30 protein-coding genes and 1 riboswitch are annotated in these 24766 nt (G+C 73.7%); of the genes, 17 read left to right on the top strand and 13 right to left on the bottom strand.

Translation table 11 applies throughout. The features are described 5' to 3' along the window. A partial coding sequence (locus PV341_RS19655; protein WP_500358558.1) for an MFS transporter occupies positions 1 to 1430 on the top strand: 1430 nt, incomplete at its 5' end. Positions 1431 to 1443: 13 nt separating this feature from the next. Here the strand turns inward: PV341_RS19655 and PV341_RS19650 are convergent. Beyond that, on the bottom strand, positions 1444 to 2634 hold the full coding sequence (locus PV341_RS19650; protein ID WP_500358556.1) for a S1 family peptidase: 1191 nt from the start codon (positions 2632 to 2634) through the stop codon (positions 1444 to 1446). Positions 2635 to 2878: 244 nt separating this feature from the next. Between PV341_RS19650 and PV341_RS19645 the strand changes: the two genes are divergently transcribed. From PV341_RS19645 to PV341_RS19630, 4 genes are all read left to right on the top strand, one after another. Then, entirely contained in the window at positions 2879 to 3595 is a 717-nt protein-coding gene (locus PV341_RS19645; protein ID WP_499510343.1) for a lysophospholipid acyltransferase family protein, read from the top strand. Positions 3596 to 3702: 107 nt separating this feature from the next. Continuing rightward, complete coding sequence (locus PV341_RS19640) at positions 3703 to 4761, top strand: NAD-dependent epimerase/dehydratase family protein (protein ID WP_500326871.1); 1059 nt, start codon at positions 3703 to 3705, stop codon at positions 4759 to 4761. A gap of 38 nt (positions 4762 to 4799) precedes the next feature. Continuing rightward, a complete protein-coding gene (locus PV341_RS19635) occupies positions 4800 to 5630 on the top strand; it encodes a TIGR02452 family protein (protein ID WP_500326869.1) in 831 nt (276 codons plus the stop codon). Positions 5631 to 5639: 9 nt separating this feature from the next. Then, positions 5640 to 6002 (top strand): cupin domain-containing protein, encoded by a 363-nt coding sequence (locus PV341_RS19630; RefSeq protein ID WP_500326867.1) that lies wholly within the window; start codon positions 5640 to 5642, stop codon positions 6000 to 6002. A gap of 81 nt (positions 6003 to 6083) precedes the next feature. Here the strand turns inward: PV341_RS19630 and PV341_RS19625 are convergent, their stop codons facing one another. After that, positions 6084 to 7685 (bottom strand): alpha/beta hydrolase, encoded by a 1602-nt coding sequence (locus PV341_RS19625; RefSeq protein WP_500326866.1) that lies wholly within the window; start codon positions 7683 to 7685, stop codon positions 6084 to 6086. Between the two features lie 131 nt (positions 7686 to 7816). Here PV341_RS19625 and PV341_RS19620 point away from each other — a divergent pair, with 131 nt between their 5' ends. Further along, positions 7817 to 8173 (top strand): LysR substrate-binding domain-containing protein, encoded by a 357-nt coding sequence (locus PV341_RS19620; protein WP_500358554.1) that lies wholly within the window; start codon positions 7817 to 7819, stop codon positions 8171 to 8173. A gap of 656 nt (positions 8174 to 8829) precedes the next feature. Then, on the top strand, positions 8830 to 9141 hold the full coding sequence (locus PV341_RS19615; RefSeq protein ID WP_499510349.1) for an antibiotic biosynthesis monooxygenase family protein: 312 nt from the start codon (positions 8830 to 8832) through the stop codon (positions 9139 to 9141). Positions 9142 to 9201: 60 nt separating this feature from the next. On the opposite strand, the gene PV341_RS19610 is transcribed toward PV341_RS19615, so the two are convergent. From PV341_RS19610 to PV341_RS19570, 9 genes are all read right to left on the bottom strand, one after another. Next, positions 9202 to 9645 (bottom strand): type II toxin-antitoxin system PemK/MazF family toxin, encoded by a 444-nt coding sequence (locus tag PV341_RS19610; protein WP_499510350.1) that lies wholly within the window; start codon positions 9643 to 9645, stop codon positions 9202 to 9204. Further along, positions 9642 to 10403 (bottom strand): urease accessory protein UreD, encoded by a 762-nt coding sequence (locus PV341_RS19605; protein ID WP_500358553.1) that lies wholly within the window; start codon positions 10401 to 10403, stop codon positions 9642 to 9644. Before PV341_RS19605 ends, PV341_RS19610 begins: the two co-directional genes overlap by 4 nt. Next, the gene (ureG, locus tag PV341_RS19600; RefSeq protein ID WP_500326860.1) at positions 10400 to 11095 is read right to left on the bottom strand and encodes an urease accessory protein UreG; all 696 of its coding nucleotides are present in this window, start codon (positions 11093 to 11095) and stop codon (positions 10400 to 10402) included. Before ureG ends, PV341_RS19605 begins: the two co-directional genes overlap by 4 nt. A 12-nt stretch (positions 11096 to 11107) precedes the next feature. Continuing rightward, entirely contained in the window at positions 11108 to 11782 is a 675-nt protein-coding gene (locus PV341_RS19595) for an urease accessory protein UreF (protein ID WP_500358551.1), read from the bottom strand. 16 nt (positions 11783 to 11798) lie between these two features. Beyond that, on the bottom strand, positions 11799 to 13520 hold the full coding sequence (locus tag PV341_RS19590) for an urease subunit alpha (protein ID WP_500331269.1): 1722 nt from the start codon (positions 13518 to 13520) through the stop codon (positions 11799 to 11801). After that, on the bottom strand, positions 13513 to 13824 hold the full coding sequence (locus tag PV341_RS19585) for an urease subunit beta (protein WP_499510355.1): 312 nt from the start codon (positions 13822 to 13824) through the stop codon (positions 13513 to 13515). The genes PV341_RS19590 and PV341_RS19585 overlap by 8 nt, the downstream gene beginning before the upstream one ends. A 10-nt stretch (positions 13825 to 13834) precedes the next feature. Beyond that, positions 13835 to 14137: an urease subunit gamma gene (locus tag PV341_RS19580; RefSeq protein WP_499510356.1), complete on the bottom strand. Its 303-nt coding sequence runs from the start codon at positions 14135 to 14137 to the stop codon at positions 13835 to 13837. A 115-nt stretch (positions 14138 to 14252) separates the two neighbouring features. Beyond that, the gene (locus PV341_RS19575; RefSeq protein WP_500331267.1) at positions 14253 to 14390 is read right to left on the bottom strand and encodes a hypothetical protein; all 138 of its coding nucleotides are present in this window, start codon (positions 14388 to 14390) and stop codon (positions 14253 to 14255) included. Positions 14391 to 14493: 103 nt separating this feature from the next. Beyond that, positions 14494 to 14787: a type II toxin-antitoxin system Phd/YefM family antitoxin gene (locus tag PV341_RS19570; protein ID WP_500331264.1), complete on the bottom strand. Its 294-nt coding sequence runs from the start codon at positions 14785 to 14787 to the stop codon at positions 14494 to 14496. 84 nt (positions 14788 to 14871) lie between these two features. Here PV341_RS19570 and PV341_RS19565 point away from each other — a divergent pair, with 84 nt between their 5' ends. From PV341_RS19565 to PV341_RS19550, 4 genes are all read left to right on the top strand, one after another. Next, complete coding sequence (locus PV341_RS19565; protein ID WP_500331263.1) at positions 14872 to 15513, top strand: ATP-dependent Clp protease proteolytic subunit; 642 nt, start codon at positions 14872 to 14874, stop codon at positions 15511 to 15513. A 6-nt stretch (positions 15514 to 15519) separates the two neighbouring features. After that, on the top strand, positions 15520 to 15825 hold the full coding sequence (locus tag PV341_RS19560) for a hypothetical protein (RefSeq protein ID WP_500331261.1): 306 nt from the start codon (positions 15520 to 15522) through the stop codon (positions 15823 to 15825). A 348-nt stretch (positions 15826 to 16173) separates the two neighbouring features. Beyond that, a riboswitch (cyclic di-AMP (ydaO/yuaA leader) is annotated at positions 16174 to 16326 on the top strand. Between the two features lie 3 nt (positions 16327 to 16329). Continuing rightward, on the top strand, positions 16330 to 16803 hold the full coding sequence (locus PV341_RS19555) for a C40 family peptidase (protein WP_500331259.1): 474 nt from the start codon (positions 16330 to 16332) through the stop codon (positions 16801 to 16803). 77 nt (positions 16804 to 16880) lie between these two features. Then, positions 16881 to 17525, top strand: a complete 645-nt coding sequence (locus PV341_RS19550; protein WP_500358549.1) for a GNAT family N-acetyltransferase — start codon at positions 16881 to 16883, stop codon at positions 17523 to 17525. 12 nt (positions 17526 to 17537) lie between these two features. Here PV341_RS19550 and PV341_RS19545 read toward each other — a convergent pair whose 3' ends face one another. Then, positions 17538 to 17972 (bottom strand): ATP-binding protein, encoded by a 435-nt coding sequence (locus tag PV341_RS19545; RefSeq protein WP_500331255.1) that lies wholly within the window; start codon positions 17970 to 17972, stop codon positions 17538 to 17540. Between the two features lie 288 nt (positions 17973 to 18260). Here PV341_RS19545 and PV341_RS19540 point away from each other — a divergent pair, with 288 nt between their 5' ends. Beyond that, positions 18261 to 19112, top strand: a complete 852-nt coding sequence (locus PV341_RS19540) for a helix-turn-helix domain-containing protein (RefSeq protein WP_499510364.1) — start codon at positions 18261 to 18263, stop codon at positions 19110 to 19112. Between the two features lie 15 nt (positions 19113 to 19127). Further along, positions 19128 to 19379, top strand: coding sequence for a DUF397 domain-containing protein (locus tag PV341_RS19535; RefSeq protein WP_500331253.1), 252 nt, complete (start codon positions 19128 to 19130; stop codon positions 19377 to 19379). Positions 19380 to 19381: 2 nt separating this feature from the next. Here the strand turns inward: PV341_RS19535 and PV341_RS19530 are convergent, their stop codons facing one another. Then, the gene (locus PV341_RS19530; protein ID WP_500358547.1) at positions 19382 to 20530 is read right to left on the bottom strand and encodes an 8-amino-7-oxononanoate synthase; all 1149 of its coding nucleotides are present in this window, start codon (positions 20528 to 20530) and stop codon (positions 19382 to 19384) included. 147 nt (positions 20531 to 20677) lie between these two features. Between PV341_RS19530 and bioB the strand changes: the two genes are divergently transcribed. The 4 genes from bioB (at position 20678) to PV341_RS19510 (ending at position 24735) form a co-directional block, all read left to right on the top strand. Then, positions 20678 to 21901, top strand: a complete 1224-nt coding sequence (gene bioB, locus PV341_RS19525; protein WP_500358545.1) for a biotin synthase BioB — start codon at positions 20678 to 20680, stop codon at positions 21899 to 21901. Beyond that, the gene (locus PV341_RS19520; protein ID WP_500331249.1) at positions 21894 to 23186 is read left to right on the top strand and encodes an adenosylmethionine--8-amino-7-oxononanoate transaminase; all 1293 of its coding nucleotides are present in this window, start codon (positions 21894 to 21896) and stop codon (positions 23184 to 23186) included. The genes bioB and PV341_RS19520 overlap by 8 nt, the downstream gene beginning before the upstream one ends. Continuing rightward, entirely contained in the window at positions 23183 to 23914 is a 732-nt protein-coding gene (gene bioD, locus PV341_RS19515) for a dethiobiotin synthase (protein ID WP_500358544.1), read from the top strand. The genes PV341_RS19520 and bioD overlap by 4 nt, the downstream gene beginning before the upstream one ends. 143 nt (positions 23915 to 24057) lie before the next feature. Continuing rightward, positions 24058 to 24735 (top strand): class I SAM-dependent methyltransferase, encoded by a 678-nt coding sequence (locus PV341_RS19510; RefSeq protein ID WP_500358542.1) that lies wholly within the window; start codon positions 24058 to 24060, stop codon positions 24733 to 24735. Positions 24736 to 24766 lie beyond the last annotated feature (31 nt).

Below are 24766 nucleotides of genomic sequence, written 5' to 3'. Positions count from 1 at the left end.
GGGGGTTGCCGGCGCCCCCGGCCGCCGGCCACCCCCTGCGCAAGCTCGGGCTGGCCGTGATCCTCGCCGTCGAGATCATGGATCTGCTCGACGCCACGATCGTCGGCGTCGCCTCGCCCTCGATCCGCGCCGACTTCGGCGGCAGCTCCACGCAGATCCAGTGGATCACCGCCGCCTACACGCTGGCCTTCTCCGTGCTGATGATCACGGGGGCGCGGCTCGGCGACATCGTGGGCCGCCGCCGGATGTTCCTCGTCGGGCTCGCCGGGTTCACGGTGTGCTCCGCGCTGTGCGCGGCCGCGGGCTCCGCGGGGATGCTGATCGGCGGGCGGGCCGCGCAGGGGCTGTTCGCCGCCATGATGGTGCCGCAGGGGCTCGGCATCCTGCGCCAGATGTTCCCGCCGAAGGAGCAGGGGGCGGCCTTCGGCGCTTTCGGGCCGGTCATGGGGCTCGCCGCGGTCGCCGGGCCGGTGCTCGGCGGTTTCCTCACCGACGCCGACCTGTTCGGCTCCGGCTGGCGCTCGGTGTTCCTGATCAACGTCCCGCTCGGCGCCGTCGCCTTCGCCGTCGCGCTGCGCATCCTGCCCGAGGGCCGCTCGCCGCACGCGCCGCGGCTGGACCTGCCGGGGTCGGCGCTGGTCAGCCTCGGGGTGCTCATGCTGGTGTACCCCCTGGTCCAGGGCCGCGACCTGGGCTGGCCGCTGTGGACGTACCTGTCGATGGCGGGCGCGGTCCCGGTGCTCGGCCTCTTCGCCTGGTACCAGCGGCGGCTGGTGGCGCGGGGCGGTTCCCCGCTCGTCGAGCCGGGGCTCTTCCGCCACCGCGGCTTCTCCGCCGCGCTCGTGGTGGGCGTGGCCTTCTTCGCGGCGATCAGCGGGCTGATGCTCGTGCTCACCCTGCACCTGCAGGTCGGGCTCGGCTACAGCGCCCTGCACGCCGGGGCGTCGATGATCCCCTGGTCCGCCGGCACGGTCGTCGGCGCGGTCCTCTCCGGTGCCGTCCTCGGCCCGAAGTACGGCCGGCGCACCATCCAGGCCGGCTTCGCGCTGTCGGCGGTGGCCGTCGCCGCGCTGGCGCTCACCGTGCACCTGGCGGGCCAGGGGGCCACCACCTGGCAGCTGCTGCCCGCCCTCCTGCTGAACGGCTTCGCGATGGGCCTGGTCATGGCGCCGTTCTTCGACATCGCCCTCGCCGACGTCGAGGAGCGCGAGACCGGCTCGGCCTCGGGTGTCCTCAACGCCGTGCAGCAGCTGGGCGGTTCGGTCGGTGTCGCGGTGCTCGGCACGGCGTTCTTCTCGTACGCGGCCGACGGGGGCACGGTGCCCGCGACCCAGTGGACGGCGCTCATGGCCGCGGCCGCGTTCGTCGCGGCCCTGGCGGCCGCCTTCCTGATGCCCCGCCGCGCCCGCGAGGGCGCGACGGGACACTGAAAGAGCACCTGCCTCAGGCGGTGTGCAGGGTCAGGCCGTAACGGGCCAGGATCGGGTTGACGGGCTGGAACCAGGTCTCGCCTCCGGAGGAGCAGTTGCCCCAGCCTCCGGAGGTGACGCCCTGGGCCTGGTCGCCGCTGATGAACGAGCCGCCGGAGTCGCCCGGTTCCGCGCACACGTTCGTCTTCGTCAGGCCGTACACGCTGCCCTGGCTGTAGTTCACGGTCTCGTTCTTCGCCAGGAGGGTGCCGCAGTGCCAGTGCGTGGTCGACCCGGACCGGCAGACCGACGCCCCCACCGGCGCCTCGGCGGAGCCGCGCACCAGGGCGTCGGGGACGGTGCCCCAGCCCAGCACCACCGGAACCGTCCACCAGCCGCTGCCGACGTTGACCCAGCCGTAGTCGTTGCCGGGGAACGTGCCGCCCTGGAAGGCGCCGACGTAGGAGCCGTCCCAGCCGTACACGGCGGCGCCGGGCTGGGCGCAGTGCCCGGCGGTGACGAAGCCGCCGTACACCGAGAAACCGATGGAGCAGCGGATGTTGTGGCTGTAGTACGGGTCCCCGCCGACCGTCCCCGCGGAGAGCGTCGCCGGTGCCTGCGCGGCCCGGCGTACCGAGGTGACGACGGCGCCGGGTGCGGCCCGGCGGGCGGAGGCGACGAAGGCGCGCACCGCCGCGGTGTCCCGCGCGCCCGCGCGGACGTCGACGACGACGCGGTTGGCCCGCGGGTCGACGCGCCAGCCGGTCACGGCCGCCGGAGCGGCCCCCGCCCTGGCCCGGCGGTCCAGGACCGCCTTCGCCGCGTCGAGTTCGCCCGCGGAGTGCTCGACGACCCGTACGGCCGCCCCGGTCCCACGGACGGCCGCGGCCTTGCGTTCGCCGGTCACGGCGACGACGAGGGCGCCCGTGCGCGCGTCGAACCAGGACCCGCCGTAGTCCGCGCCCGCGGCACGCCGGGCGGCGGGCTCCAGACGGGTGGCGGCGGCCTCGTCGCGCAGGCGTTCGCGCGCCTGCGCCTCGCTCAGGCCCAGGTCTCCGGCGAGGGCCCGGACGAGCCCGGCGGACGGCGTGCCGGCGGCGGAAGCGGGTGCGCTCCCCGTGGCGGGAGAGGCGGCGGCGGGAGTGAGCGCGGTGGAGGTCGCGCCCAGTCCCGCCAGGACGAGCAGCACGGACAGGGCGGCACGCGCGCTGATCCTGCGTCTCATGGCAGTTCCCCTAACTGGTGTGGGAGGAAGTGGTGCAGGGGAGGTCGTGAGAGCGCTCTCAAAACTGACGTCGTCGCGAGCCTAGAGGTGACGATTGGTCATGTCCATACCAATCGCTCGGCGCACGCGTGCGGGCCCGGTGACGCACGGCACCCGCCGCGCCTAGACTGACCATCCTCGAACCGCGTTGTGACCTGGCAGAACGCCGCCCCGGAGCCGATCGGCGCCAGTTGGGAGTCAGTCCGTGTTCTACTACGTGCTCAAGTACGTGGTCCTCGGCCCGCTGCTGCGGGTGCTGTTCCGCCCGAGGATCGAGGGCATGGAGAACATCCCGGAGGAGGGCGCGGCGATCGTCGCGGGCAACCACCTGTCGTTCTCCGACCACTTCCTGATGCCCGCGATCCTGCCGCGCCGGATCACCTTCCTGGCGAAGGCCGAGTACTTCACCGGAACCGGCATCAAGGGACGGCTGACCGCGGCGTTCTTCCACAGCATCGGGCAGATCCCGGTCGACCGCTCCGGCGGGAAGGCGGGCGAGTCGGCGGTCCGCGAGGGGCTGAAGGTGCTCGCCAAGGGCGAGCTCCTCGGCATCTACCCCGAGGGCACCCGCTCCCACGACGGACGCCTCTACAAGGGCAAGGTCGGCGTGGCCACCATGGCCATCCGCGCCGGGGTCCCGGTGGTCCCGTGCGCGATGATCGGCACGTACGAGATCCAGCCCGCCGGCCGGCGGCTGCCGCGCATCAAGCCGGTGACGATCCGCTTCGGCGCGCCGCTGGAGTTCTCCCGCTTCGAGGGGATGGACAACGAGCGCTTCGTGGTGCGCTCGGCCACGGACGAGATCATGTACGCCATCCTCGGCCTGTCCGGCCAGGAGTACGTCGACCGGTACGCCTCCGAGGTCAAGGCGGAGCAGCAGGGCCAGTCCGGCATCGGCTCCCGGCTGCGCCGCAGCGCCTGACCGGTCGCACCCTGGGCGGTTGCGCCCTGGGCGGTTGCGCCCTGGGCGGATCCGCGCACGGCGAACGGGCCTGGCCCCGCCGTCACCGGCCGCCTAGCGTCGCCGTCATGACGAGGACTGCGTTCGTGATCGGGGCGACGGGACAGATCGGCCGGGCGTCGGTACGCGCCCTCGCCGAGGACGGCTGGGAGGTGCGGGCCGCCTCCCGCGGGGGCGGCGGTGACGTGGACTGGCCCGACGGGGTACGGCCGGTGGCCGTGGACCGCGAGGACACGGCGGCCCTGGCGTCGGCGCTCGGCGAGGGCTGCGACGTGCTGCTGGACTGCGTCGCCTACGGTCCGGAGCACGCGCGGCAGCTGACGGACCTGGCGGACCGGATCGGCTCCGCGGTCGTCGTGTCCAGTTGCTCCGTCTACGAGGACGGCCGCGGCCGCAGCCTGGACACCGACGGGGAGCCCGGCGGCGCGCCCGTCTTCCCGGTGCCCGTCACGGAGGCACAGCCGGTGCTGGCCCCGGGCGAGGGCGGCTACTCGCCGCGCAAGGTGGCGCTGGAGCGCGACCTCCTCGCGGCTGAGGGACGGTTGCCCGTCACGCTGCTGCGCGCCGGGGCCGTCCACGGCCCGCACAGCCTGCGGCCCAGGGAGCTGTACTTCGTCAAGCGGGCCGTGGACCGGCGGCCGTTCCGGGTGCTCGCGTACGGCGGGGAGAGTCGCTTCCACCCGGTGCACGCCGCGAACCTCGCCGAACTGGTGCGGCTGGCCGCCCGCCGCCCGGGCTCCCGTGTGCTCAACGCCGGTGACCCGTACGCCCCGACGGTGGCGGAGATCGCGGACGCCGTCGGCGCGGTGCTGGGCCACGAGACGGAGACGTACACCGTGGACGGCCCTCCCCCGGCGAAGAACGTCGGCGACACCCCGTGGACCACGGCCCACCCCTTCGTGCTCGACATGTCGGCCGCGGAGCGCGAGCTGGGCTACCGCGCCGTGACCGGCTACGTGCAGTCGCTGCCGGAGAACGTGGCCTGGCTGGTCGAGCGGCTCGGCGGGCGGGACTGGCGGGAGGCCTTCCCCGTCCTGGCGTCGACGTACGACCGGTTCGGCGACCTGTTCGACTACGCGGCCGAGGACCGCTGGCTGGCCTCCGGAAAACCGCTCGCCGCGCCCTGAGAGCCCCACTAGCCTCGGGGCGTGGGAAAGGACCGGACATGAGTGCGCGGCTGCGGGCCCTCGCCAAGGAGACGGAAGGCCTCGTCGCGACCGGCCGGTACCGCACGGCACGCGGCGTGGAGGTGGCGATCGGGGAGGCCGTCGCGCGGGCCGTGCGGGGGACGCGGATGTACGGCCCCGGGCCCGTCGATCCCGGCCCCCGCACGGAACGCACCGGGCCCACGGCCTTCGAGGTGACCGGCGAGGACAGCCTGCAGGCCGCGCGCCGCCTGGTGCGGCAGGCACCGGGGGTCCCGGTCGCCGTGCTGAACTTCGCCTCGGCGCGCAACCCCGGCGGCGGCTACCTCAACGGGGCGCAGGCCCAGGAGGAGGCGGTGTGCCGCGCGTCGGCGCTGTACACGACGCTGCTCACGGCGAGGCAGTTCTACGACTGGCACCGGGCCGACCGCAGCCCCTTCTACAGCGACCGGGTGATCCACTCCCCCGCCGTCCCGGTCTTCCGCGACGAGCACGGCGTCCTGCTGGACGAGCCCTTCGAGGCCGGCTTCCTCACCTCCGCCGCGCCGAACGCGGGGGTGATCGCCCGCCAGGACCCCGGCGCCACGGACCGGGTGCCGGCCGCCCTGACGGCGCGGGCGGGCAGGGTGCTCGAGGTCGCCGCGGCGCACGGCTACCCCTGCCTGGTGCTGGGCGCCTGGGGCTGCGGGGTGTTCCGCAACGACCCGGCCGCGGTCGCGGCCGCCTTCCGCGAGCACCTCTGGCCGGGCGGCCGGTTCGCGGACCGCTTCGGCCGGGTCGTCTTCGCCGTACTGGACCGGCGCGCGGACTCGCCCACCCGAGCGGCCTTCGCCGCCGCCTTCCCCGGGTAGAGGAGTCCCATGAGCGACAAACGCAACATCGACACCGTGATGGACGCCGTGGACCAGAAGTGGATGCCGCACGTCCTCGCCGAGGTCAACGACTACGACGTGAAGGTGGCCAACGTCGAGGGCGACTTCACCGAGCACGCGCACGCGGACACCGACGAGTTCTTCCTCGTCCTCGCCGGCCGTCTGCACCTGGAGCTGCCGGACCGTACGGTGACCCTCGGCCCGCACGAGGTGTTCACCGTGCCCCGCGGTGTCCCGCACCGCCCGCGCGCCGAGGAGGGCACCCGCATCCTGATGTTCGAGCCGCGCGGCACGGTCAACACCGGCGACGGCAACGAGGGCACGGGCACGACCGGGGTACGGCTCGGATAGCCGGACGGGCCCGGAACGCCGGACGGCCCCGCCGCGCCCCTGTGGGCGCCGCGGGGCCGTCCGCCTGTGTACCGCGGAGGGTCAGCTCGTGGGCGGCACCGGCGTGGCGTGCGGGGCGCACGTCACGTCGGACCGGTCGAGCCTGCCCGTCACGAAGTAGCCGGTGACCCGGTCGTTGATGCAGGGGTTGACCAGGCCGGTGACGCCGTGCGAACCGGCGCCCTTCTCGGTGATCATGAGCGAGCCCTTGAGCCGCTTGTGCAGCTCCACGGCGCCGGTGTACGGGGTCGCCGCGTCACGGGTGCTCTGGACGATCATGACGCGCGGCAGGCCGTGGCCGGTCCGCACTTCCACGGGGTTCTGCTGCGGGACGCCCCAGGTGGCGCACGGCAGGTTCATCCACGCGTTGGACCAGGTCAGGAACGGGTACTTGGCGTGCAGACGGGTGTTGTCGCGGTCCCAGGTGCGCCAGTCACGGGGCCACTTGGCGTCGGTGCACTCCACCGCCGTGTAGACCGCGTTGCCGTTCTCCGAGGAGATGTTGCCCGCGGTGTCCGACAGGTCGGGCGCCGCGGCGTCGACCAGCGCCTGGGTGTCACCCGCGAGGTAGGCGCTCCAGATCCCGGCCACGGCCGCCCACGACGAGTCGTAGTACGGCGCGCTCTGGAAGAGGCCGAGCAGTTCGGCCGGGCCCACGACCCCGCCGATGGGGTGCGCCTTGGCGGCGGCCCGCAACTGCTCCCACTTCGCCTGGACCTTCGCCGGGGTGTTGCCGATGTGGTAGACGGAGTCGTAACTGGCGACCCAGGCCTTCCAGTCGTTCCAGCGGCCCTCGAAGGCGACGTCCTGGTCGAGGTTGTTCCGGTACCAGATCTGGTCGCGGGACGGGTTGACGACGCTGTCGACGACCATGCGGCGCACGTGCGACGGGAAGAGCGTGGCGTAGACGGCGCCGAGGTAGGTGCCGTAGGAGACACCGAGATAGTTGAGCTTGCGCTCGCCGAGGGCGGCGCGGACGACGTCGAGGTCGCGGGCGGTGTTGGCCGTCGTCATCTGCGACAGCATCGCGGCACCGGTGCGCTCCTTGCAGCCTTCCGCGTACTCGGCGGCCAGCTTGCGCTGCGCCCGCTTGTCGGCCTCGCTGTCGGGAACCGGGTCGGCCTTGGGGGCCTTCACGAACTCCTGCGGGTCGGCGCAGGAGATGGGCGCCGAGTGGCCGACACCGCGCGGGTCGAAGCCGACGAAGTCGTAGGCCTTGGCGGTCGCCGCCCAGATCGGGTTCTTGGTCGTCACGCGGAGCGGGAACCGCATTCCGGAGCCACCAGGCCCGCCCGGGTTGTAGATGAGGGCGCCCTGGCGCTCGGCGGCGGTGCCGGTGTTGCCGATGCGGTCCACGGCGATCTTGATCGTCTTGCCGAAGGGCTTGGCGTAGTCGACCGGAACGGTCACCCAGCCGCACTGGACGGGGTTCGCGATGCCCCAGTCTGCCGGGCACGCGGCCCAGTCGATGCCCTTCTTCGCCGCGTGCGCGGCGGCGATCCGGACGCCGCGGGCCTCGGCGGCGCCGCTGTGTCCGTGGGCCTTCGGCGCGCTGCGGGCGACCGCGGTCTGCGGTGCCGCCGTGGCGACGGTGCCGGCTATCAGGGCCGCGGTCAGCCCGAGCACGGCCGTGCGTCTCACCATGAACTCCCCCTGCTGTTGGTGCCGCTCGTGGCGGCCTGAACGCAACTGCAGGGGGATCCTTTCGTCCCGGAGGCCCCGGGGAGAAGATCTTATGAGTGTTTCTTTACCAACGCATAAGGCGGGAGCTCCGGTTGGCGGCGTGCGCGGGTCACCGGACCGTCGCCGGCCGGCTCCGGCTGGACGAGGGCCGCCAGGTGGAAGGGGTGGCCCGGGAGTTCGGCGACCCGGGGTTCGCCGTCGGGGTCGTGGCCGGGGCCTCGCCCCTGGCGGCCGGCGCCCGGACGGCGAGGGCCCTGGCACGGCTGCGGGAACTGCGCCCGCGCGCCCGGGTGACGCTGCGGGAGCTGGACCGCGCGGAGGTCGTCACCGGGGTGGCGGCAGGAGGGCTCGACGTCGGGCTGGTCGACGGCGCGGCGGCGTCCGGCGATCCGCTGCGGCTGCCGAGGCCGGCCCGCTGCACGCGGTGCGCTGCTCCGAGGAGGACCTGACGGTGGTCCTGGCGGAGGATCATCCGCCGGCCCGCCGGCCCCGCCGGCGGGGAGTGCGGCTGGCCGGACCTCACGGACGCCCTGTGGGTCGACGCGCCGGCCGCCGCGCTGCCACCGGCGCTGCTGCATCCGGCCGCGGCCGGGACGGCTTCCGGGCGGGCGTGCGGCACGAGGGGCCCGAGGTCTGGACGGTGACTCGTCAGGTCGGGGCTCGGTCCGGCGCTGCTGCCGTGCTCCGCGGCCGCGGGGGGGGCGCCCGGCGTCGCCGTGGTGCCGCTCACCGCACCGCGGCTGGTCCACCGTACGGAGGTGCTGCACCGCGGCGGCGCGGGCCGGGCGGCTGTGCTGACCGGCCTGCTGACCAGGGCGCCCGGCCCGCAGCGGCCGACGGGGCTCACCCGTTCGGCCCAGTGCCTTTTGCCCCGCCCAGGTGACGGCCGCACAGTCGAGGGACGGCGGTATCTGGGCGCCCCATCCCCCGGGGTGGACGAGGCGGTCCCCCGGGCGACCGTCCCGGGACCCGCGCTCGACGGCCCCTGCCACGCGACTCCCGCGCCGCCCCGTGCGATCGAACGGCCCGCCCGGGCCCCACGCCACCGTCCTGAGCGCGGCTGCGGCGTGCGCACGGTCCTCGCGCCCCCAAGGATCGAGGTCCCATGGACAGCACACCGAAGACACGCGTCGTTCTGCGGATTCGCCTGCACGAGGGCAAGGGGGATCAGTATGCGGCGGCATACGACCTCGTGCACCAAGGCATCGTCTCGGCAGACGGCTTCATCAGCTCGCAGCTGTGCCGGTCCCACGCGGACCCGGACAGCTGGATCGTGACCAGCGAGTGGCGGTCGCTCGACCAGTACCTCGCCTACCTGGCGAGCGAGGACTTCAAGGCGCGGCGGGTCGGGCTGCGCGAGTGCATCGTGGAGCACGAGTCGACGCAGTACGCGGTCGTCGCCGACGTGAAGCCGTGACGCCGTGAAGGCCCCGGCCCCGGGGACGGTAGCCGCCCCCGGGGCCGGTCCGCGTGCGCGTCAGCGCCAGCGGTACAGCTCCTTGAGCCGGTTCACGACGATGTTGAAGCGGCCCCGGTCCAGCGCGCAGGCCTCGCGGCGCATGCCGTCGGGGTGGACGCGCAGCACGCGGTCGACGTTCACCCAGGACGGGCGGCCGGACTTGTCCCACGGGCCGGAGCCGATGGCGACCCACTCCCGGTCGTCGTTGTGCTCCTTGCTGGACAGCTGCACGGCGAGCAGCGTGTCGGTCCGCTCGCGCGCGACGACGAGGACCGGACGGTCCTTGCCGCGGCCGTCGTTCTCCTCGTAGGGCACCCACGTCCAGACGATCTCGCCCGGGTCGGGGTCGCCGTCGTGGGCGGGTGCGTACTCGGTGCGGACGGGGCCGACCTGCTCCGGCTGGGCCTCGGTGGTCGCACTGGGGCCGTAACGGCCCGGGTTCTCGGTGTCTATCGACGTCACGGGGCCACGCTAGCCGACAGGATGCGGCGCAGGCACAGCCCGTCCGGCGCGAGCGCGGTCAGCAGCGCGGCGGGACCGGCGAGCGGGGTCAGCACGGCCTCGCCCTGTTCTGCGTCCCGCACCGGCACCCGTGCCTCCACCGGCTTGTCCGTGAACGCGGGGTCCACGACCAGCAGTTGGCCCGCCGCCCGGTGCGTGTGCAGGACGGCGGGCCCTGACCAGCCCGCCGCGCCCGGCCCGAAGGAGAGCTGCTGGTCCAGCAGCGGACGGCCCCCGACCCGTACCGTGAGGCGGGTGGTGAGCCCGCCCGGCCGCTCCCCCGCCCGGCCGAGGATCTGCTCCTCGCGCAGCACGAGGCGGGCGCCCGGGGCGAGTTCGGCCGTCGTGGTCATGAGCAGGTCGCTGCCCTCCGCGGCGATCAGCGGCTCCGGCAGCCAGTGCAGCACGGCGTCCTCGCCGACGGTGAGCCGTACGTCGTACCGCGCCTGCTCCCCGCCCCGTCCGGGCAGCGACACGGTGGCCGCCGCCGCGTCCACGTGGAGCACGGCGCCGGGCCGGGCGGTGACGTGCACGGCCAGCCGGTCGCCGCCCAGCGGCGCGCTCATGGCGCCGACGACCGTCACCCGGGCCGCCCGTGCGTCGGCGGACCGCGTACGGCGCAGCGCGAGCGGCCCCTCCCCGGTGAGTTCGGGCAGTGCGGTGCCGCCGCGGCCGTCCGGGACGGCGGTGATCCGGGCGGTGGCGTGGACGCCGCTCACGCGGGGACCGCCGCCCAGGCCGTCAGCCGCGTACGGATCCACTCGGCGACGGGGGCGACGCCGTTCTCGGCGACGAGGGAGGTGAAGACCACCGGCAGGTCGCCGCGCTGCCGCTTCGCGTCGCGCGCCATGCGGCCGAGGTCCGAGCCGACGTACGGGGCGAGGTCGGTCTTGTTGACGACCAGCAGGTCCGCGGTGGTGACCCCGGGGCCGCCCTTGCGCGGGATGTCGTCGCCGCCGGCCACGTCGATCACGAAGACCTGGGCGTCGACCAGGCCCTTGGAGAAGGTGGCGGTGAGGTTGTCGCCACCGGACTCCACGAGGACGAGGTCGAGCGGCCCGACGCTGTCCTCCAGGTCCTCGACGGCCTCGAGGTTGGCCGAGATGTCGTCGCGGATCGCGGTGTGCGGGCACGCACCGGTCTCCACCGCGGCGATCCGCTCGGGCGGCAGGACGGCTTTGCGCAGGAGGAAGTCGGCGTCCTCGCGGGTGTAGATGTCGTTGGTCACGACGGCGATGGACAACTCCTCGCGCAGCGCGCGGCACAGCGCGGCGACGGTGGCGGTCTTGCCCGAGCCGACCGGGCCGCCGAGGCCGATGCGCAGGGCGCGGCGGCTGCCGTCGGGGCGGGCGGTGGGGGTGGCCCAGGTGTGCCGTTGCGGGAAGACGGTGTGGTCGTGGTCGAGGTGCATGAGGGGGTCCCCCTAGGAGGCGAAGAGGCGGACGGGCCACCCGGCGTGGGCCTCGGCGTACACGTCGAGCAGCGGCGCGGAGGCGGCGGGCAGGGCGTCGGTGCCCTCGGTGAGGCAGCGGTGGGCGGCGTCGGCGGCCCGGCCGGCGACCTCGTCCAGGTCCGGGGCGAGCCGGGCCAGCACGGCGGTCACCGCGAACGGGTCGAGGCTCAGCAGGCGTACGGCGGCGGTGGCCGGGCCGGTCACGGCCTCGTACGCCGCCGCGTGGGCGGCGTCCAGCGGGGTGAGGCCGGCGGCCCGGGCGGTCACGCCGAGCACGACGGGCTGGTGGGCCCCCCGCGGCCGGGCGGCGGCGAGCGCGTCGAGCGCGGGCGACGGCCAGGCGGCGCGGGCGGCCCGCGTCATCTGGCGGCCGAGGCGGCGGGCGGTCTGCCGCAGCGCGGGCGAGGGGGTACGGGCGTCGGCGGCCTCGTCCAGTGCGAGCGGGTCGGCGCCCGCGGCGGCCGCGGCGGCGAGCGCCGCGGCCACCAGGCCCGTGGTGTGCAGCCTGCCCCGGCAGAACTCCTCGAGCGTGTCGGGGCCGGTGATGCGGCCCGCCGTGACGGCCGCCTCGGCCCCTCCGGAGTGGGCGTGGCCCCCGGCGGGGAAGCGGCCGTCGGCGAGCAGCAGCAGCGCGGCGCGGTTCATCGTCCCCCTGCTCCGTTCAGAACAGGAAGTACCGCTGGGCCATGGGGAGTTCCACGGCCGGGGCGGGTTCGACGACGTCTCCGTCGATGCGGACGGTGAAGGTGTCGGGGTCGACCTCGACGTGCGGCATGGCGTCGTTCTCGCGCATGTCCGCCTTGGTGACGCGCCGGGTGTCGCGGATCGGGAGGAACCGCTTGCCGAGGGCGAGGCGTTCGGGGAGGCCTTCGTCGAGGGCGGTGTGCGTCACGAAGGTGAAGGAGTTGGCGGCGGGAGCGCGGCCGATCGCGCCGAACATCGGGCGCGGCAGGACCGGCTGGGGGGTCGGGATGGAGGCGTTGGCGTCGCCCATCTGCGCGTAGGCGATCTGGCCGCCCTTGAGCACGAGGTGCGGTTTGACGCCGAAGAACGCCGGGTCCCACAGCACCAGGTCGGCGAGCTTGCCGCTCTCGACCGAGCCGATCTCGCCGTCGAGGCCCTGGGCGACGGCGGGGTTGATGGTGTACTTGGCGACATATCGACGTGCGCGCAGGTTGTCGGCCCGTCCGTCGCCGGGCAGGGCCCCGCGCCGCCGCTTCATGACGTGCGCGGTCTGCCAGGTGCGCAGGACGACCTCGCCGACCCGTCCCATGGCCTGCGAGTCCGAGGAGATGATCGAGATCGCCCCGAGGTCGTGCAGGACGTCCTCGGCCGCGATCGTGCCGGGCCTGATCCGCGACTCGGCGAAGGCGAGGTCCTCGGGCACGGAGGGGTTGAGGTGGTGGCAGACCATCAGCATGTCGAGGTGCTCCTCGACGGTGTTGACGGTGTGGGGCCGGGTCGGGTTGGTCGAGGACGGCAGGACGTTGGGGTGGGCGACGACGGTCATGATGTCCGGCGCGTGCCCGCCGCCCGCGCCCTCGGTGTGGTACGCGTGGATGCCCCGGCCGGCGATGGCGGCGAGGGTGTCCTCGACGAAGCCGGCCTCGTTGAGGGTGTCGGTGTGGACGGCGAGCTGGGCGCCGGTCGCCTCGCACACCGTCAGGCAGGCGTCGATGGCGGCCGGGGTGGCGCCCCAGTCCTCGTGGATCTTGAAGCCGACGGCCCCGCCCCGCAACTGGGAGAGCATCGCCTCGTGGGAGACGGTGTTGCCCTTGCCGAGCAGGCCGATGTTGACCGGGTAGTGCTCCAGCGCCGCGAACATCCGCGCCAGGTGCCAGGGCCCCGGCGTGATGGTGGTGGCCTTGGTGCCCTCGGCCGGGCCCGTGCCGCCGCCGACGAGCGTGGTGATGCCGGCGGCCAGCGCCTCGTCCACGATCGTCGGGGAGATGAAGTGGACGTGCGCGTCGACGGCCCCGGCGGTGACGATCCTGCCGTTGCCGGCGATGACCTCCGTCTCGGGCCCGATGACGAGGTCCGGATGGACGCCGTCCATGGTGTCGGGGTTGCCGGCCTTGCCCAGCGCCGCGATCCGCCCGTCGCGGATGCCGATGTCGGCCTTGACCACGCCCCAGTGGTCCAGGACGACGGCGCCGGTGATCACCGTGTCGGGGGTGCCCTCGGCCCGGGTGGCCCGGGCCTGCCCCATCGACTCGCGGATCACCTTGCCGCCGCCGAAGACGACCTCGTCGCCCGAGCCGTCGGCGCCGCCCGACAGGTCCCGCTCGACCTCGATCAGCAGGTCGGTGTCGGCGAGCCGTATACGGTCCCCGGTGGTCGGCCCGAACAGGTCGGCGTAGACGGCACGCGAGAGCTCAGCCATCGAGGGCACCTCCGGTCTCTCCGCGCAGCCCCGCCACGATCCGCGCGCCGCCCAGCGGCACGAGCTCGACCTCGACGGGGATGCCGGGCTCGAAGCGCACGGCGGTCCCGGCCGCGACGGCCAGGCGCTTGCCGCGGGCGGCGGCGCGGTCGAAGACGAGACCCGGGTTGGCCTCGGCGAAGTGGTAGTGGGAACCGACCTGGACCGGCCGGTCGGCGGAGTTGAGCACGGTCAGCCGGGTGACCGGCTTGCCCGCGTTGAGCACGACGGGCTCACCCGCGTGGAGGATCTCCCCGGGAATCACGCGGCGCCCCCTAGACGATCGGCTCGTGGACGGTGACGAGCTTGGTGCCGTCCGGGAAGGTGGCCTCGACCTGGACGTCGTGGATCATCTCCGGCACGCCCTCCATCACGTCGTCCCTGGTGAGCACCTTGCGGCCGGAGGCCATGAGTTCGGCGACGCTGCGGCCGTCCCGGGCGCCCTCGAGGAGGTGCGAGGTGATCAGGGCGATGGCCTCGGGGTGGTTCAGCCTCAGGCCCCTGGCCCGCCGCCTCTCCGCCACGTCCGCGGCGACATGGACGAGCAGGCGTTCCTGCTCGTGGGGGGTCAATTGCATGGCCACACCTCGCAGTCGTCCCGGGTGAACGGACCCACGGGGGCGTCCCCGGCCGGCGGATCCGCCCTGCCGTTGTCCGGCAGCCGCAGGCTAGTTCGGCGGCGTTTCGTCCGCGTTAACTCCCGGGCTCCGGGGTGAAGCCGGCGGGCGCGCGGGGGAGCGGGGTGCGGGCGACCTCGTCGGGCCCGGCCTCCTCCGGCAGCATGCCACGGCGTTCCCGCTCCTCCGCGTACGACACGAGTCCGGCGACCACCCGGGCGCACCCCTGCCCCGGCCGCCGGGCGAGCCGGCACACACGACCCCCTCGGGGACGGCCGGCGGATCGGCTCCCTCAGGTCCGCGCCGCCACGAACCGCTCAGACCCCGTCGTGATGGGCGTCCGTCGTACCGCGGTGCTCCGCGGCGATGCCGAACCGGCGGCGTTCGCCCGTGGCGGACACCACCCCGCGCACCGAGGAGACCGTACTGACCACCGCCTCCTCGGGAGCGGCGTCCAGTTCTTGGAGTCGTTGCAGGTCAGCGGCGGATACCAGGGCGACGAGCGGTTTGCCGTGACGCGTCACGACCACCCGCTCACCGCCGTAGACGACGCGGTTGATCAGTTCCGCCAGCTCCGCACGCGCTTGTGTCACCGGGACTTCATGGGCCATGCTCCCCATCATAACGAGATGTACGTCCTGTACATTTTTTACAGCGACGGGCACCCCTGCCCGGGTGCCCACGGAGGTGCAGCGATGCTTCGACCGACCGCCCGCCACGTCCTGCCCGAGTTCACCGAGCGCACCAGCGAGGGCGTACGGACCATGGACCCGTACTCCAAGCTGCTCCAGGAGCGGATCGTCCTGCTCGGGACGCCCATCGACGACATCTCGGCGAACGACGTGATGGCCCAGCTCATCCACCTGGAGGCCGCCGCCCCGGACCAGGACATCTCGCTCTACATCAACTCTCCCGGCGGGTCCTTCACCGCGATGACCGCGATCTACGACACCATGCAGTTCGTCAGCTGCGACGTGTCGACGGTGTGCGTCGGCCAGGCGGCCTCGGCGGCGGCCGTCCTGCTCGCCGCCGGAGCGCCCGGCAAGCGGCTGATGACCCCCGGCGCGCGGGTGCTGATCCACCAGCCCTCGTTCGCGGAGGTGATCCAGGGCACCACCGCGGACCTGGAGATCCAGGCCCGGGAACTGCTCCGCCGCCGGGAGCAGTTGGAGGAACTGCTGGTACGCCACACCGGTCAGGCACCGGAGCGGATCGGGGCCGACATCGAACGGGACACCATTTTTGACGCACCGTCGGCCCTCGCCTACGGCCTGGTGGACCGGCTGACGCTGAGCCGCAAGGACGGCGCCGGCCGCGCCCCGCGCGCCCTGCGGTGACCGGTCGTGGTGCCCGAACTTCCCCCGCTCCCCGCACTGACGCGGGCCGAGGGCGAGCTGATCGACACCTACCTGCAGGTCGTGGACCTGCTGGGCCGGATCAACCCGTCCCGCTCCCGGGACACCTACGGGGCGCTGCGCGCCGCGCAGGCCCTGGTGGGGAGGGCGGCCGAGCTACGTGACGCGCTGACGCTGATGCACATGCGCGGGGAGGGCGAGGTGCACACGGCGACGATGGAACGGGCGCTGCGGGTGCTGGACGGCGAACGGCGCACCGGTCAGGTCACCTTGCCGCCACCACGGCCGTGCTGACGGAGCGTCACGACACACTGGTCCGTTCGGGCGGCGCGAACTCGAACCGAATGGACTCGCCCGATCGTTGTATCTGCCGTGGACGGCCGGGTGGCCCCGAGTTGCGCGATATGGCCGCACACATCCGGAATCTGACGCTCCGTCCCTGGTGTTCGACTCCTTTCGAGTCGTCAGTCCGGGTCCCGTGTCGCGGAGTCCACCCGAATAGGTGAGTCGTGAACAGACTCACATTCGACCGGTTGTGCTGGGAATCGGCCGCTTCGGTGGGTGATCATCCCTTCGACGACAAGCCCCCGTCATCCCGGCGGGGCGGTCCGTGCGGACGCCGAATCCTGCCGCCGCGCGGATGCCAGGTCGACGACGACTCATCGGCAGGAGCGGAGGACCCGAGCAGTACGGGTCCGGTCGCCGGACCCTTGGGGTGAAGCCGCAGCGCGGCCGGGCATCTTCGCCTGCCCGAACCCGACAGGTCATCCTTCGCAGGCGGACGACGAAGGGTTGCGCATGAGTGCGCCAACAGCCATGTCCGGGGTCCTGTGCCGGCTCGGAGCGGTCTCCGCCCTCACGGCGGCCGCCGTGGCCGGTCCCGCCGTACTGCCGGAGCTCGCCCAGCAGGCAGACGCGGCGGCGGTCTCCGCCAAGGCGCTGAAGATCGCGGCGTCCAAGAGGGGCGCGCCGTACCAGTACGGGGCCGCCGGCCCCGGCAGGTTCGACTGCTCCGGGCTCACCTTCTACTCCTTCAAGAAGGCGGGCAAGAAGCTCCCCCGCACCGCGGGCGCCCAGTACAACAGCGTCCGGCACATCCGGAAGTCCTCACGGACCCGTGGTGACCTGGTCTTCTTCCACTACGGGAGCAACGTGTACCACGTGGGGATGTACGCCGGGCACGGGAAGATCTGGCACTCCCCCAAACCCGGCGGGCGGGTGCGGCTGGAGAAGATCTGGAGCCGCAGCGTCTGGTACGGCCGGGTGAAGTGACCCCGGTCGCGTTGCCCGGGAGCCGGGGCTCCCGGGCAACGCGGCCGGCGCCGCGGACGTGCCGGTAGCGTGCCGGTGTGTCCCTGATACGGATCCTCGCCGACGCCGCCGCGGGCGTCTTCCCGCCCGCCGACGGCTCGGTGACGGTCGTGCCGCAGCCCGCGCCGCGCGACGCCGGGGTGATCGCCTTCACCGCCCATGCCGTGGTCTTCGCGGACGCCGATCCGGAGCGGATCCGCGGACTGCTCCCGCCCGGCGACCTCTCGGCGCCGCTCAATCCGCCGTTCCTCACCGCGCTGTGCGGACTGCTGGACCGCACGGTGAACAACGTCGACCTGCTGACCGCCGCCCCGGCCCTGCCGGGGCCTCCGCCGGCCGCCCTGGGCCTGCCCCTGCGGGAGACCGCCGACCTGGGTCATCCGCGGATCGTCCGGGCCCTGCGGCACCGTGACGGGGTACGGGCGTGGACGGTGCCCGGGGGCACCGTGCTGACGGGCCGGGGTGTGGCGGGCCGCTGGGAGGCGGCCGTGGAGGTCGATCCGGGGGCGCGCGGTGCGGGCCTCGGCCGCCGGCTCGCGCTGGCGGCACGTCATCTCGTCCCGGAGGGCGGGACGGTGTGGGCGCAGATCGCCCCGGGCAACGCGGCGAGCGTGCGGGCGTTCACGGCGGCGGGCTTCGTGCCGATGGGCGCCGAGGCGCTGCTGCTCACCCGGGAGGGCTGAGGGCCGCCGGGGTCACTCGACGGCGGCGGCGGTGGCCCAGGGCAGGCTGATCCACACCGTCTTGCCGCCCTCCGCGGTGGGGGTGACCAGGAGCGTGCCACCCGCCTCCGCCGTGAGGTGACGGATGATCACCATGCCGCGGCCGTTGTCCTGCTGCACGGCGGCGGGCAGCCGCTGGGGCCACCGGGGGTGGCTGTCGGTGATACCGATGCGCAGCTGCTCGTCCCGGTCCAACTGGACGTCGAGGGTGAAGGTGGGGGACTGGCCGAGGGTGTGCAGCACGGCGTTGGTCGCGAGCTCGGAGACGATGAGCCGGACGGAGTCGGCGGGGTCCGAGTCCTCGGGCATGCCCCACTCCACCAGCAGCTCGCTCACGTAGCGACGTACCGCGGGGACCGAGGCAGGGTCGCTCGGCAGGGTGACGGATGCTTCCTGGTGGTCTGCCATGGCGACGCTGTCCCTTTCCCGCCGTGACCAGGACGCCGGCGCCTGCCGCGCCCGTGGCCGCGCGCGCGACGGCCGGCGGCGCCGTGCCCCGCCTTCCGCGCGGCACGTCCCCGTTCGGCACTCACGCGCCAGAGTGTCACTCATCGTGCCCTTAATCGGGTGTCACCACAGCTATATGCATATATCTGTCGCCCAAAGCGGTGAACTCTGCTACGAGAGAACGTATTTGCGCGGCAGACTTCGCCCGGGGACCGGCGGGGGTGCCGGGAACCGGGAGGTGCACACACCATGCAGCAGGTGCCGGCGGTACGCCGCCGCAAGATCGGCTCGGAATTGCGTCGTCTGCGCGACACGGCGGGGCTCACGAGCGGTGAGGCCGCCCAGCGCCTGGGATGGCACCAGTCCAAGGTCAGCCGGATCGAGACCGGCCGCAGCGGCGTGCGCCCCGAGGACGTCACCGCACTGCTGGACGTGTACGGGGTGCGCGACCAGCGGTTGCGGGAGATGCTCTCCGCGCTGGCGGGCGAGGGCGACCGGCGTGGCTGGTGGCATGAGTTCCGCGAGGAACTCCCGTCCGCCTACCGGGACTTCATCTCCCTGGAGACCGACGCCTGCCGGGCGCGGACCCTGGAGACGACGGTGGTGCCGGGACTGCTGCAGACCCCGGACTACGCCCGCGAGCTCACCCGGTCCGTCCTGCCGCAGCTCGGTCCGCGGCAGATCGCGACCCTGGTGCAGGTGCGGATGGCCCGCCAGGCGGTGCTGCGCGCCGATCCTCCGCTGGAGCTGTGGGCGGTGCTGGACGAGGCGGTGCTACGCCGCAGGGTCGGGGGTCCCGGAGTGATGGCGGCGCAATTGAGCCATCTTGTGGAGCTGGGTTCACTGCCTCATGTGCATCTGCAGGTGCTGCCTTTCTCGGCCGGTGGGCATATAGGCGTCACAGGCCCTTTCGTAATCTTCTCATTTCCGCGCATTGCTGATCTCGACGTGGTTGTTCTCGACCATTTGACGAGTAGTCTCTATCTAGATCAGCACGAGGACGTCAGGGCGTACGGTGCTGCCTTCAATCGGTTGCGCTCCCATGCCCTGTCGAGTGAGCAGTCGCTGTCCTTCATCTCCGGCATCGGCAAAGGCGCGTAAGGAGGCACACCCCCCATGTCCAACGCTCTGCCTCAGTACGTCACCTCCAGTGCGTCCCTCTCAGGTGTGAATTGGCGACGCAGCAGCTACAGCACGGCGGCGAACAACTGCGTCGAGACGGCCCTCATCGGGGACGGGCCGCTCTCGGGACAGCTCGCCGTACGCGACTCCAAGGATGTGCGCGGCCCCGCCCTGCTCTTCCCTCCGGCGGCCTGGGCGGAGTTCCTCACCGCCGTGACGACGGGGAGCCTGACCGAACGCCCCTGAACTCAGGGGCGCGGCGGCGCCGTACGGACGATCGTCCCCACGGCGTCGCCGATCTCCCGGTCCGTCAGGTCCGCCCGCGCGGTGAGCCGCAACCGCGAGATCCCGTCGGGCACGGACGGTGGCCGGAAGCAGCCCACGGCGAGACCCGCCTCACGGCACGCCCCGGCCCACGCGACGGCCGCCTCGGGCGACGGCGCCCGCACCGACACCACGCACGCGTCCGGCGCGGTGGCGTCCAGGCCCGCCCCCACCAGCCGCTCGTACAGCTCGCGGGCGACCGCCCGGGCCCGTACGGCGCGTTCCGGCTCACGCCCCAGCAGACGCAGCGCACCGAGCGCCGCGCCGGTGGCCGCCGGGGCGAGGCCCGTGTCGAAGATGAACGTCCGCGCGGCGTTGACCAGGTGCTCGATGACGCGGGCCGGTCCCAGCACCACGCCGCCCTGGCTGCCCAGGGACTTGGAGAGCGTGGCGGTGCACACCAGTCCGGGCGCGCCCGCCAGACCCGCCTCCGCGGCCACCCCCCGGCCTCCGGGACCGAGCACCCCGAGCCCGTGGGCGTCGTCCACCAGCAGCGCGGCGCCGTGCTCGCGGCAGGCGGTGGCCAGCGCGCCGAGCGGGGCCGCGTCGCCGTCCACCGAGAAGACCGAGTCGGTGACGGCCACGGCGGGGCCGTCGTGGCCGGTCAGCGCCTTGCGCAGGGCGTCCGGATCGGCGTGCCGCACGACCTCGGTGGTGGCGCGGGAGAGCCGGCAGCCGTCGATGAGCGAGGCGTGGTTGCCGCTGTCGGAGACGAGGAGCGTGCCCGGCTCGGTGCTGAGCGCCGTGACGGCGGCGAGGTTGGCGGCGTACCCGGAGGCCAGGACCAGCGCCGCCTCGAAGCCGCAGAAGGCGGCCAGTTCGGCCTCCAGCTCGGCGTGGAGCTCGGTGCTGCCGGTGACCAGCCGTGAACCGGTCGAGCCGGCGCCCCAGCGCAGGCAGGCGTCCGCACCGGCCCGGGTCACCTCGGGATGGTGGGCGAGCCCCAGGTAGTCGTTGGAGGCGAGGTCCAGCAGGGGCGACCGTGCGGGCCGCGGCCGCAGGGTGCGCACCAGCCCGGCCGCGCGACGCCGTTCGGCGTGCGCGTCGATCCAGTCGAACGGGTCGCGGCTCATGGTCGTCCCCTGGGGTCGGCGGAGGGTTCGGCGCCACCGTAGTGTGCCGGATCGTCTCGCACGGTGTGGTGATGCACACACCCTGAGCGAGCGGTCTTGTGGGATGCCCCATTGGCCCGGGCGCGTGCGGTACGCCAGGATCGCGACATGGATCTGCTGAATGCTTTGGTCGGGAAGGGCCTGCGCCGCGAGCTGCCCACCCGTGAGGAGGCGCTCGCCGTGCTGGCGACCTCCGACGACGAACTCCTCGACGTGGTGGCCGCGGCCGGCAAGGTGCGCCGCGCGTGGTTCGGCCGCCGGGTGAAGCTGAACTACCTGGTCAACCTCAAGTCGGGACTGTGCCCGGAGGACTGCTCGTACTGCTCGCAGCGGCTCGGCTCGGAGGCCGGGATCCTCAAGTACACCTGGCTCAAGCCCGACGAGGCGGCGGCCGCCGCGGCGGCGGGGGTCGCCGGCGGTGCCAAGCGGGTCTGCCTGGTGGCGAGCGGACGCGGCCCGACCGACCGCGACGTGGACCGGGTCTCCAAGACCATCGAGGCCATCAAGGAGCAGAACGAGGCCGTCGAGGTCTGCGCCTGCCTGGGCCTCCTCTCCGACGGGCAGGCCGAGCGGCTGCGCGGCGCGGGCGCCGACGCGTACAACCACAACCTCAACACCTCCGAGGCCACCTACGGGGACATCACCACCACGCACACCTACGCGGACCGGGTCGAAACGGTGCAACAGGCCCAGGCGGCGGGCCTTTCGGCCTGCTCCGGACTGATCGCGGGCATGGGCGAGAGCGACGAGGACCTGGTCGACGTGGTCTTCGCGCTGCGCGAGCTGGACCCCGACTCCGTCCCGGTGAACTTCCTCATCCCCTTCGAGGGCACCCCGCTGGCGAAGGAGTGGAACCTCACCCCGCAGCGGTGCCTGCGGATTCTTTCGATGGTCCGGTTCGTCTGTCCCGATGTGGAGGTCCGCATCGCGGGCGGCCGCGAGGTGCACCTGCGGAGCATGCAGCCGCTCGCGCTGCACCTGGCGAACTCGATCTTCCTGGGCGACTACCTCACCAGCGAGGGCCAGGCCGGCAAGACCGACCTCGACATGATCGCGGACGCCGGTTTCGAGGTGGAGGGCGCCGGCGAGGTGACCCTGCCCGAGCACCGGGCGGACGTGGCGGCCGCGGCCGGGGGCTGCGGTTCCCACTCCTCCGCCGGCTGCGGCTCGCACGGCGAGGGCGAGGGCGGCGGCTGCGGCCCCTGCGGCGGCCACGCCCACGGCGACAGCCACGGCGACCTCGCGCAGCCCGCGACGACCGGTGCCGCCCGCACCGACCTGGTGGCCGTGCGCCGCCGCGGCACCGGCACGGACCTGCCGCCCAATGCCTGAGCCGCTCACCCCGGGCGAGCTGCTGGCACTGGACCGGCAGCACGTCTGGCATCCGTACGGGCCCATGCCGGGCCGTCAGGAACCGCTCGTCGTCGCGTCCGCGGCCGGGGTCCGGCTGCGGCTCGCCGAGCCGTTCGAAGGCGCGGGCGAACTCGTCGACGGGATGTCGTCCTGGTGGTCGGCGATCCACGGCTACAACCACCCGGTGCTCAACGAGGCCGCCCGCGGCCAGCTGGACCGGATGAGCCACGTGATGTTCGGCGGGCTCACCCACGAGCCCGCCGTGCGGCTCGCCGCCCGCCTGGTCGAGATCACCCCCGATCCGCTGCGGCACGTCTTCCTCGCCGACTCCGGCTCGGTGTCGGTCGAGGTCGCGGTCAAGATGTGCCTGCAGTACTGGCGTTCGCTCGGACGGCCGGAGAAGCAGCGCCTGATGACCTGGCGCGGCGGCTACCACGGCGACACGTGGCAGCCGATGTCCGTCTGCGACCCCGAGGGCGGCATGCACGGGCTGTGGTCCGGCGTCCTGCCCCGGCAGGTCTTCGCGGACGCGCCGCCGGCCGCGTACGAGGAGGCGTACGCCGGCCACCTGCGGGAGACGATCGCCGCTCACGCGCACGAACTCGCCGCGGTCGTCGTCGAGCCGGTCGTGCAGGGCGCGGGCGGCATGACCTTCCACTCCCCCGCCTACCTGCGGGTGCTGCGCGAGGCCTGCGACGAGCACGACGTGCTGCTGGTGTTCGACGAGATCGCCACCGGCTTCGGGCGGACCGGGACGCTGTTCGCCGCCGACCAGGCGGGCGTCTCACCGGACGTGATGTGCGTAGGCAAGGCCCTGACCGGGGGATACCTCACGATGGCCGCCACCTTGTGCACCGCGCGCGTCGCCGACGGGATCTCCCGCGGCGAGGTGCCGGTGCTCGCCCACGGCCCGACCTTCATGGGCAACCCGCTGGCCGCGGCGGTCGCCTGCGCCTCTCTCGACCTGCTGCTCGGCCAGGACTGGGCGCAGGAGGTCAAGCGGATCGAGGCCGGGCTGCGCGAAGGGCTCGCACCCGCCGCCGGCCTCCCCGGGGTACGCGACGTGCGGGTGCTGGGCGCGATCGGTGTCGTCCAGCTCGACCACCAGGTCGACCTCGCCGCCGCGACGCGGGCCGCCGCCCGCAGCGGGGTATGGTTGCGGCCGTTCCGGGACTTGATCTACACGATGCCCCCGTACGTCACGGGGGACGAGGACGTCGCGCGCATCTGCGCGGCGGTGCGCGCGGCGGCGGAGGCGGCATGACGGTGTTGTTCGTGACCGGTACGGGCACGGAGATCGGCAAGACGGTGACGACGGCCGCGATCGCGGCGACGGTGCTGCTCGGCGAGTACAGCGTCGCCTACCTGAAGCCCGCGCAGACCGGGGTGGGCCCCGGCGAGCCGGGCGACGCCGCCGAGGTCACCCGGCTGGCCGGTCCCGAGGTCACCGGCGTCGAACTGGCCCGGTACCCCGAGCCGCTGGCGCCCGCCACGGCCGCGCGACGCTCCGGACTCGCCCCGGTGGGCCCGGCCGACATCGCGGAGGCGGCGGCGAAGCTGGCGGCGGTGCACGACATCGTCCTCGTCGAGGGCGCGGGCGGGCTGCTCGTCCGTCTCGACGACACGGGCTCGACGCTGGCGGACGCGGCACGGATGCTCGCGGCCCCGGTGCTCGTGGTCGCCCCGGCCGGGCTCGGCACCCTCAACGGTGCCGCGCTGACGGCGGAGGCCCTGAAGGCGCGGGACCTGAAGTGCGCGGGCGTCGTCATCGGCAGCTGGCCGGACGACGCGGACCTGGCCGCCCGCTGCAACCTCGCCGACCTGCCCGAGGTCACCGGCGCCCCGCTCGTGGGCGCCCTGCCCGCCGGCGCGGCCGCCCTCGACCCCGCCGACTTCCGGCAGGCGGCGCCCGGTTGGCTCTCCCCCCGCATCGGCGGCATCTGGGACGCCGCCGCCTTCACCTCGTACTGGGCGCCCGCCGACCCCGCCTGACCCGCACCGCCGTCCGGCCCCGGCCGCGTCCGGGGCGGACGGCGGGCGACACGCCGGATCTGCCCCGCAACGGGGAGGCTTGGGACGGGCTCAGAAGCGGCAGAATCGGAAGTGAGGGGTGCCGAGACGAAGGGGGTCCGGCCATGAGGAGCCGTACCGGAGTGACGGGCGAAGCCGTCCACCACCCGCTGTTCGCCCGCTTCTACGCCCGCTGCGGTCCGGTGATGGACGCCCGCGCGGGCTTCGGCGCGCACCGGCGGACCGTGCTCGCGGGACTCACCGGCCGGGTCATCGAGATCGGCGCGGGCTCGGGGCTGAACTTCCGTCACTACCCGCGCACCGTCGCCGAGGTCGTGGCGATCGAGCCGGAACGGCATCTGCGCCGGCTGGCCGTCGACGCCGCGCAGCACGCCGAGGTGCCGGTGGACGTCGTACCCGGGGTCGCCGAGGCACTGCCGGTCAAAAGCGAGGCCTTCGACGCGGCGGTCGCCTCGCTGGTGCTGTGCTCCGTACGCCACCAAGAGCGCGCCCTGGCCGAGCTCCGCCGGGTACTGCGCCCGGGCGGGGAACTGCGGCTGCTGGAGCACTGCCGGGCCGAGGGCCGAGCGCACGCGGCGCTGCAGTGGGCGGTGGACCGCACCGTGTGGCCGCTGCTGTTCGGCGGCTGCCGGACCGGGCGGGACACGCTCACCGCGGTCGAGGCGGCCGGCTTCGAAGTGCTGGAGCTGCGCCGCTTCCGTGTTCCGGAGCGCGCCAAGGGCCTCACCCTGCCCGTGCCGAGCGCCCCGCACATCCTGGCCACCGCGCGCCGCCCCGCTTGAGCTCCACCGCCCTGTACCTACTGGTATGTAC

Origin of the sequence: Streptomyces sp. PA03-1a (assembly GCF_033792805.1) — a bacterium.
In the GTDB taxonomy this organism is placed as follows: domain Bacteria; phylum Actinomycetota; class Actinomycetes; order Streptomycetales; family Streptomycetaceae; genus Actinacidiphila.
Note: the sequence above shows the minus strand (reverse complement) of the source record. Positions and strands in the feature narration are given on the sequence as shown.